The organism is Candidatus Phytoplasma pini, assembly GCF_007821455.1.
Taxonomy (GTDB): domain Bacteria; phylum Bacillota_I; class Bacilli_A; order Acholeplasmatales; family Acholeplasmataceae; genus Phytoplasma; species Phytoplasma pini.
In genome coordinates, this window is record NZ_VIAE01000014.1 from 1 (window position 1) to 8,021 (window position 8,021).

An 8,021-nucleotide genomic window follows, 5' to 3' on the forward strand; every position below is an offset into this window, starting at 1 on the left:
CCTTCATCGGTTCACCAGCATATTTTCCTCTGCTGTACTTTGTAAACTCGATTTTTTGGTACATTGTTGACACTATATCATGTCTCCTTCACTTTTTTTATATTATAAGTTAATAAAAAGTACTATCCGACTTTTTTTCAATTAACTCTACTAATTTTTTATTAATAAGTCAAATACAAAATAATTATAACATATTTTTAAATAAAAAAACTTTTTTTTAAAAAAATAAAATTTTTAACTAAAACTGCTTTTTGTTTTTTGCAAAAACAAAAATCGCGTTCGCGACTAGCGCGCTACGCTTGCTTATTTAAGGGTGTTGTTGTGTTTCATTTATCATAAAAAAAATTATCAATTACTGGACCGCCTCCGGCTTTGGTCGAATAACCTACCGCACTAACGTTTGGAAAAAATAAATCTAATACACGCTTTTTTTTTCTTTTAAAAAAAAATAAGACCTGAAAAAAGGTCTTAATAAACAAAAATTCTATCCTACAATTTATCTTTTAATCAAAGAAATAAATAATTGGTTTTAGCATAATCACCAGTATTTAAATTAAAACAATGAATAAAATTAATAGTCTTACCATCTAAACGATAAAAAATACGTTCTTTTTCTTTACCTGTTGAAATATTATATTTAACAACATAATAAATAGTTTTACCATCAGATCGATAATAAATTTTTTTTCTCATTTCACCAGTAGAACAATAATAAATAGATTTAATTAATTTACCTTCTCTATTATATTCTTTATTTAACATTATTACAACACCTCAAAAAAAATAATATCTTTAAATATTTTTTCGAATTAATCTTCCTGTATTAGAATCATATTCTCTAATATAATTAATTAATTTTCCATCTTTTTTATATACAATCAATTTAATTCGATTTCTAGTATTTAGATCATATTCTTCGATAAAATGAATTGTTTTTCCATCTTCTCTATATTGAATCAAATTAATTAAACATCTAGTATTTAAATCATATTCATTAATATAATCAATTGATTTTCCATCCTGTCTATATTTAATAAATTTAATTTCTACTTTAGTATTTAAATCATATTCTTTGACACAATTAATTAATTTTCCATCTTTTTTATATACAATCAATTTAATTCGATTTCCAGTATTTAAATAATATTCTTCAATAAAATTAATTGTTTTTCCATCATCTTGATAAAAAATTTTAGTTTCATTGCTTTTATTCACATTTTTTTTCCTTCTCTTTTCTTAATTTGAATAAAAAATAATAAAAATAAATTAAATCCATTTACTACTTTTATTTTTTTTGATACATAAATATTATAACATAAAAAAAAGAAATAAAAAAAAAGATACCAAAAAATGATATCTTTTTAAAAATAAATACTAATTTTATTAATTTTTTTTAGTTCAATTAAATTATTCAAAAAATTTATCAGTATAAACAAATTATATTTCTTTTCCTGTATTTGGATCAAATTTTATAATTATATTAATTGTCTTACCATCATCATTATATTCAGTAAATTTAATTAGATTTTTAGTTTGTGAGTCATATTCAAAAATATAATTAATTGCTTTTCCATCACCTTGATAACGAATTTCTTTAATTAAATTTCCAGTTTTTGAGTCAAATTCATCAATATAATTAATTGTTTTTCCATCTTCTCGAAATTGAGTATATTTAATAAGTTTTCCAGTTTTTGAATCATATTCTCTAATATAATTAATTGTTTTTCCATCTTCTTGAAATTGAGTAATTCTAATTATTTTACCATTTATATCATATTCTTCAAAAAAACAAATTGCTTTTCCATCTGCACAATAATATACTTTTTTATCTTTTTTTTCATCATGTTTAATTTCAGATTTTTTTGTTTCATCATGTTTAATTTCAGATTTTTTTGTTTCATCATGTTTAATTTCATTAAATATATTTTGTTCTAACAATTTATTTTTATCATTATCATTAAATACTTTTTGTTCTAATGGTAATTTTTCGTCATTATTTAAATTTTTAGATTTATCATCATCTAAAATTATTTTAAATAAAAATAAAACACCAATTAAAAAAAATAATAAATAAACAACAATTTTAATAAACTTTTCAATTTTTTCAATATAACTTAAATTTTTATTTTCCATGCTTTTTTCTCCTATTTTAAAAAAAATAAATTTAAATAAATTTTAATTTAAATAATAATAATTAATATAAAAAATATTTTTAATATCTAATTCATAAATACATTTAATATGTTTTTTTAAATAAAAAAAACTAAAACTTTTAACTAAAACTGCTTTTTGTTTTTTGCAAAAACAAAAATCGCGTTCGCGACTAGCGCGCTACGCTTGCTTATTAGGGGTGCATATGTTCCATTTACCATAAAAAAAATTATCAATTAATGTACCAACTTATAAATTGATAACAAACCTTTATCAAGTACACATATTTTTGGACAAATCATTTCAACTTTCTTAATCTCTCCCTTCTTATCATAACGAACACGCTTAAATAAACAAAAATTTTCATCAAAATAATCAACAAGACGCAAATTTTTATCATTTCTATAATAAAATTTAAAAATATGAACTAATTTCCCATCAAAATATTTTGCTTCTATATATTTTTTGTCTACCATTATAAAAAAACCTTCTTAATAAATTCTTCTCTTTAATAAGTTTTTCAAATAAAAAAAATAAAAATTTTAAAAAATAAAAAAAAATGATATATTTAACTATTTTTTTTAATTAATATACCTGTATTAGGGTCATAATTCGTTATTTCCTCAATCATATTATCATCTTCTTTATATTGAACAAGTTTAGCATGAGGGAAAATATTTAAATTTCCAGTTTTTGAATCATATCCAAAAACATAACTAATTTTTTTTCCATCTAAATAATAATTATGAATTCTAATTATTCGTCCCTGTTTATCATATTTTGATTTAAAAAACATTTTTTTTATACCTCTTTTATTAATTTTAAATAAAAGATAATAAAAAATAAATTAAATTTATTTACTACTTTTATTTTTTTTAATACATAAATATTATAACATAAAAAAAAGAAATAAAACAAAAAAAGATACCAAAAAATGATATCTTTTTAATAAAAAAAATGATTTTCTTAAATATACTCTTGAAAAATAAAAGTAGTAACACATTCGATCAAGAGTATATTTAAAAAAGAAATTCTTTCCAAACAATGATTTTGGTGGAGATGAGGGGAATCGAACCCCTGTATAAAATTAATTTATTTTATTTTTCTACATATTTATTTTGTTTTGAAAAAACAAAAAAAACAAAAACTTAAAAAAAATGCAATTAGATTTAAACTTCAAAAAAATAAAAAAAAATAAAAATTAACAAAAAAATAGATAAAAATAAATTAAAGATAAGCAGGAACTAAATTTCCTTTAGTATTCAAGAAAGAAACAAGAATACTTTTTTGGACTTCTTTGCCGATTATTTTAACCTCAAAACGTTTTAACTTGCGCAACCAAGATATGCTAAATAAAACAAATTAATTCTAGCAAAACCACGAACATCCCCTTATAAAAAAACAAAAAAGAAAAATTTTATTTGAAACTAAATTTATCCAACCTTTTTTTTAAATCAGCTAAACGACGCAACACATTTTTAACTTGCTTAACTTCTTTTTGAGAATCAAAATAAGCTTGCTTTTGCGCCCTTGTTCTATGACCTTCAACATAATATTTAAAATTACCAACATAAAAATATTCATTATAACCATATTGAGTTGGTTTAGTAATAATTTCATATTTATAAGGTTTAGAAAAAACATTCTTAGAATTCATTTTATCAATAAAAAAATTAGAATAAACCCGAACTAATTGATCTTGATTCAACCCTTTTTTTATTCTCTTATAGGTAATAATTTTTCGACTTTTAAAACGATGACTTGAACGCATACAAAATGATAACCCATTAATAAATTTAGCGAAAAAAAAGAAATAAAAAGACTTTTTTTTATTAAAAAAAGTCTCAAAAAAAATAGGAAGATTGTATCAAATGCATTTAAAACAATCTAGAATTAAAAATAATAATACAATCCATTTAATACAATGAAAAAAATAATTATCATGACATTCCAAAAGGATAAAATAAAACCTAAAACCAAATAATGTGATATCAATATCATTAAAACAATATTGAAAAATAATAAAGAAATCCGAAAGAAACACAAGAAAAAAATCAAAAAAGATGGTTATTGTTTATTTCGACCCAATCAAAAACAAACAATAACACTAAAATTATAACATAAAAAAAAGAAAAATAAAAAAAAATATATTTCTAAATTTTTAAATCAAAAACAATTCTTTGAATTTCAGCAAAAGTAATTGTTTCTTGTTCGATTAAAAGCAAAGCAATTTTATCTAAAAGAACACGATTAGCTTGCATAATTTGTTTACATTGAGAATATGATTCCTCTAAAAGAGAATTAATTTGTTGATTAATGATTTTACGGTCGGAAAATTGATGGGTACGACCTTTAAGCTCACCAAAACCAACCTTAGTAATCATTTGTTCTGCTAAACGTGTTGCTTCTTTATAATCACCAAAAGCACCATCCGAAATATCATCAAAAACCAATTCCTCAGCAACACGACCACCTAAATAACAAACTAAATCAGCTTGCATTTTTTTTTTGGAACTAAAATTAAAATCATCAGGAGAATAAAGCAAATTATAACCACCCGCATTACCACGCGGAATAATAGTAATCTTTTGAACTTTCTTAGCATATTCCAATTTAAGACTAATGACAGCATGACCTGCTTCATGGTAAGCAACCATTTTCTTCTCAAAATCATTATATTTAAGAGATTTTTTGGCTGGACCTAATAAAACACGGTCAATAGCTTCTTCAAAACATAATTGATTGGCTTGAGGTAATTGCTGACGAACGGATAACACTAAAGCCTGATTAACAACAGTCGCAATCATAGCACCACTAAAATGAGTAGAAAGACGAGCTAAATGAAGAATATCAATTTGGGAATCAACATTTTTATTTCTTAAATGAACGCGATAAATCGCTTCACGTGCTTTTAAATCAGGATAAGAAACAACAAATTTTAAATCAAATCTTCCAGGTCTTAAAACAGCTGAATCCAACATATCAGCACGATTAGTCGAACCAATCACAACAATATTATCACGTTGAGTAAAACCGTCCATTTCAACTAAAAACTGATTTAAGGTTTGGTTTTTTTCTTGATGACCAAAAGAATTATCACGACGAGCAGCTAAAACATCAATTTCATCAATAAAAATAATACAAGGAGCATGTGAACGAGCATCCTGAAATAATTGACGAACACGAGAAGCACCAACGCCAACAAACATTTCAACAAATTCCGAACCACTACAATAAAAAAAAGGGACTTGGGCTTCACCCGCTAAAGCTTTCGCCAATAAAGTTTTACCAGTGCCAGGTGGTCCTTCTAAAAGAATACCATGTGGCAAAAAAGCACCACGAGAAACATACCTTTTCGGATGTTTTAAATAATCAACTAATTCTTTTAATTCTTCCTTCTCATCTTCATTACCAGCAACATCTTGAAAAGTTAGTTGGGTATGAAGAAAAGAAGCCTTTTTAGTTTGATAAGAAGAACGGCGAAAAAAACCTTCACCCCAACCACCAAGCAAAACAAGGGTCAAAAAAGGAGAAACAAAGCCTTCAATCACACTAAAAACGTTTTTTTTAAGAAAAAAACAAAATCGATGAAAACCAAAAAAACGAATATTAAGGCCACCTGCTTCAAGGCTTTTTTGGAAAACCAAATCATTTAAATAAAAACAAGTTAAACAAAAAAAATTAAGAGCCATCAAAACATAAATGAAAAAGCGAAATGTAAATTTAATTTTACGCATTTTCGCTATTTTCTTGATTAGAAACTAATTCTTGTGATGGATCTTCATATGAATCTTCAAAAATAATTGGAATATTTTTTCTATGAAGACCAACTTTATTAGATTGTTGCAAAAAAGCAATTTCATGCTTTAATTGTTGAATCTCATTAAATTGATGAGAATTTAATTCCTTTAACTGTAGAATCTCATTACGTTGCTGATAATTAACTTTATTTAATTGTTGAATTTCATTACATTGATGAGAATTTAATTCCTTTAAATATTGAATTTCATTACATTGCTGACAATTAATTTCAACTAAAGAATTATAAGAACCTTGAAGACCAGTTTTGGATTCAAATAATAAATTGTTATTCATTTGCAAAGAAGAAAAAGCTTGTTGTTGTTCTTGAATTTGACCTTGCAGTTGAAAAATAATCTCCTCACTATCATAATAATTAGCAAGAAGTTTGATTTTTTGAGTATAAAAATAATCAATAATAAATAAAAAAAAAGAAAAAGAAATTAAATAAAATAAAATAAAAAAAACACGAGAATACTTTTTAAAAAATAACATTAATGCAAAACCTCCATGTTTTTTTTATCAAAAAGCGAATTAAATTCATCAATTTGAGACTGAGAAAAACCAGCCTTACGAAAATATTTATTATAAAAAAACTTATCAGTTAAAATATCATTGACAGTATCATCAATAGAATATGAATGTCTTAACCATCTTAAAAAATCATCTTCAATTTCAAATTCATCAACATAATAAGACATCGGTAAATTTTGTTTTCGTTTAGATTTAAAAATAGAAATCAATTTAAAATGATATAAACATGTAATAATAGCATCCAAAACCCCTACTATAAAAACAAAAATAACAAAAACAATTAAAAAATACTTAAAACATTCTTTAATTAAATAAAAATCCAACGAAAATTCCTCCTAAAAGTAATAATAATATTAAAACTAAATACTTAAATTTTATTCCATATATTTTTTATCAAAAAGCGAATTAAATTCTGCAATTTGAGATTGAGAAAACCCCGCTTTACGTAAATATTTATTATAAAAATCCTTATCGACTAAACAATTACAAGATTTTGCATCATGATTAATATAATATGAATCTCCTAAAAATATTACAAAATTATCTCCAATTTCAAATTCATCTACATAATAAGACATCGGTAAATTTTGTTTTCTTTTAGATTTTAAAATCGAAATAAGTTTAAAATGATAGAAAATTGTAATAATAATAGAAAACAACCATAATAAAAAAACAAAAAGAGCAAATCCAATTGAAAAATACTTAAAACATTCTTTAATTACCTGAAAATCCAACGAAAATTCCTCCTAAAAGCAAAAATAATAAAAGAACTATATACTTAAATTTCATTGAAAAATTCCTCTTAACTTAACAAAAATTCGGATCAAAAGACTGATATTTTAAAGAAATAAATTCTGAAATTTGAGATGAAGAAAAACCAGCCTTACGCAAATGACTTGGAGAACATTCCAAAACAGAATAAAAAGGTAAAAAACAAAAAACCGGCTTAAACGCAAATATCTTTAAATAGTAGCTCATCGGTAAGTTTTCTTGTCTCTTAGATTTCAAAATCGAAATAAATTTACGACGAGCAAAATAAAGAGTAAGCATTAAATACACAAAAACAACAAGACCAAAAACACTTAAAAACTTTAATAAATAATACTTTAAAATACGCAAATCATTCAAAAAAATTATCAAATAATACTGAAAATTAATCATCCTTTCAATCCTTTTTATTATTTTATAATTAAAAAAAAGAACATTTTTAATTATAAAATAAAGATTTTATGCACTAAAACCCTTATTTTATAGATAAAAACATATCTATAAATAGTTATTTTGAAATCGTAAAAAAATAGTTAAATATAAATTAGAGCCCGAAGGCAATAGGTTTAATAAAAAAAAAATAGTAATATTAAACCTTGAAAATATTATAACAAAAAAAAATAAAAAAAAAGAAAAAAATTGAAAATTTAACTTCCCCAACCAAACCAACCACGATTAGAAGAAGATTTTTTTTCTAAATTAGAAGATTCAGAAGAAGCTTGATATTCCGACTCTGTTTTAATAGCTAAAGAGTCGCTTTTTCTTAACTT

General features: G+C 23.3%; 11 protein-coding genes. All 11 read right to left on the bottom strand.

Features of this window, described 5'->3' with window-relative positions:
* Nucleotides 1-507 precede the first annotated feature (507 nt).
* Nucleotides 508-762, bottom strand: a complete 255-nt coding sequence (locus MDPP_RS02010; protein WP_144658556.1) for a DUF2963 domain-containing protein — start codon at nt 760-762, stop codon at nt 508-510.
* Nucleotides 763-792: 30 nt separating this feature from the next.
* Nucleotides 793-1,215, bottom strand: coding sequence for a DUF2963 domain-containing protein (locus MDPP_RS02015; RefSeq protein ID WP_144658557.1), 423 nt, complete (start codon nt 1,213-1,215; stop codon nt 793-795).
* A gap of 222 nt (nt 1,216-1,437) precedes the next feature.
* On the bottom strand, nt 1,438-2,133 hold the full coding sequence (locus MDPP_RS02020; RefSeq protein WP_144658558.1) for a DUF2963 domain-containing protein: 696 nt from the start codon (nt 2,131-2,133) through the stop codon (nt 1,438-1,440).
* A 254-nt stretch (nt 2,134-2,387) separates the two neighbouring features.
* Entirely contained in the window at nt 2,388-2,627 is a 240-nt protein-coding gene (locus MDPP_RS02025) for a hypothetical protein (RefSeq protein ID WP_144658559.1), read from the bottom strand.
* Between the two features lie 92 nt (nt 2,628-2,719).
* Nucleotides 2,720-2,947, bottom strand: coding sequence for a DUF2963 domain-containing protein (locus tag MDPP_RS02030; protein WP_144658560.1), 228 nt, complete (start codon nt 2,945-2,947; stop codon nt 2,720-2,722).
* Nucleotides 2,948-3,568: 621 nt separating this feature from the next.
* The gene (locus tag MDPP_RS02035) at nt 3,569-3,922 is read right to left on the bottom strand and encodes a hypothetical protein (RefSeq protein WP_144658561.1); all 354 of its coding nucleotides are present in this window, start codon (nt 3,920-3,922) and stop codon (nt 3,569-3,571) included.
* 382 nt (nt 3,923-4,304) lie between these two features.
* On the bottom strand, nt 4,305-5,888 hold the full coding sequence (locus MDPP_RS02040; protein ID WP_144658562.1) for an ATP-dependent metallopeptidase FtsH/Yme1/Tma family protein: 1,584 nt from the start codon (nt 5,886-5,888) through the stop codon (nt 4,305-4,307).
* Entirely contained in the window at nt 5,881-6,444 is a 564-nt protein-coding gene (locus MDPP_RS02045) for a hypothetical protein (RefSeq protein ID WP_144658563.1), read from the bottom strand. Before MDPP_RS02045 ends, MDPP_RS02040 begins: the two co-directional genes overlap by 8 nt.
* A complete protein-coding gene (locus tag MDPP_RS02050; RefSeq protein WP_144658564.1) occupies nt 6,444-6,806 on the bottom strand; it encodes a hypothetical protein in 363 nt (120 codons plus the stop codon). Before MDPP_RS02050 ends, MDPP_RS02045 begins: the two co-directional genes overlap by 1 nt.
* 51 nt (nt 6,807-6,857) lie before the next feature.
* Nucleotides 6,858-7,217 (bottom strand): hypothetical protein, encoded by a 360-nt coding sequence (locus tag MDPP_RS02055; protein WP_144658565.1) that lies wholly within the window; start codon nt 7,215-7,217, stop codon nt 6,858-6,860.
* A 73-nt stretch (nt 7,218-7,290) separates the two neighbouring features.
* Nucleotides 7,291-7,644, bottom strand: coding sequence for a hypothetical protein (locus MDPP_RS02060; protein ID WP_144658566.1), 354 nt, complete (start codon nt 7,642-7,644; stop codon nt 7,291-7,293).
* Nucleotides 7,645-8,021 lie beyond the last annotated feature (377 nt).

Coding starts and splice junctions, on each gene's coding strand:
- MDPP_RS02010 (WP_144658556.1), bottom strand. CDS start 762: ATGTTAAATAAAGAATATAATAGAGAAGGTAAATTAATTAAATCTATT.
- MDPP_RS02020 (WP_144658558.1), bottom strand. CDS start 2,133: ATGGAAAATAAAAATTTAAGTTATATTGAAAAAATTGAAAAGTTTATT.
- MDPP_RS02025 (WP_144658559.1), bottom strand. CDS start 2,627: ATGGTAGACAAAAAATATATAGAAGCAAAATATTTTGATGGGAAATTA.
- MDPP_RS02030 (WP_144658560.1), bottom strand. CDS start 2,947: ATGTTTTTTAAATCAAAATATGATAAACAGGGACGAATAATTAGAATT.
- MDPP_RS02035 (WP_144658561.1), bottom strand. CDS start 3,922: ATGCGTTCAAGTCATCGTTTTAAAAGTCGAAAAATTATTACCTATAAG.
- MDPP_RS02040 (WP_144658562.1), bottom strand. CDS start 5,888: ATGCGTAAAATTAAATTTACATTTCGCTTTTTCATTTATGTTTTGATG.
- MDPP_RS02045 (WP_144658563.1), bottom strand. CDS start 6,444: ATGTTATTTTTTAAAAAGTATTCTCGTGTTTTTTTTATTTTATTTTAT.
- MDPP_RS02060 (WP_144658566.1), bottom strand. CDS start 7,644: ATGATTAATTTTCAGTATTATTTGATAATTTTTTTGAATGATTTGCGT.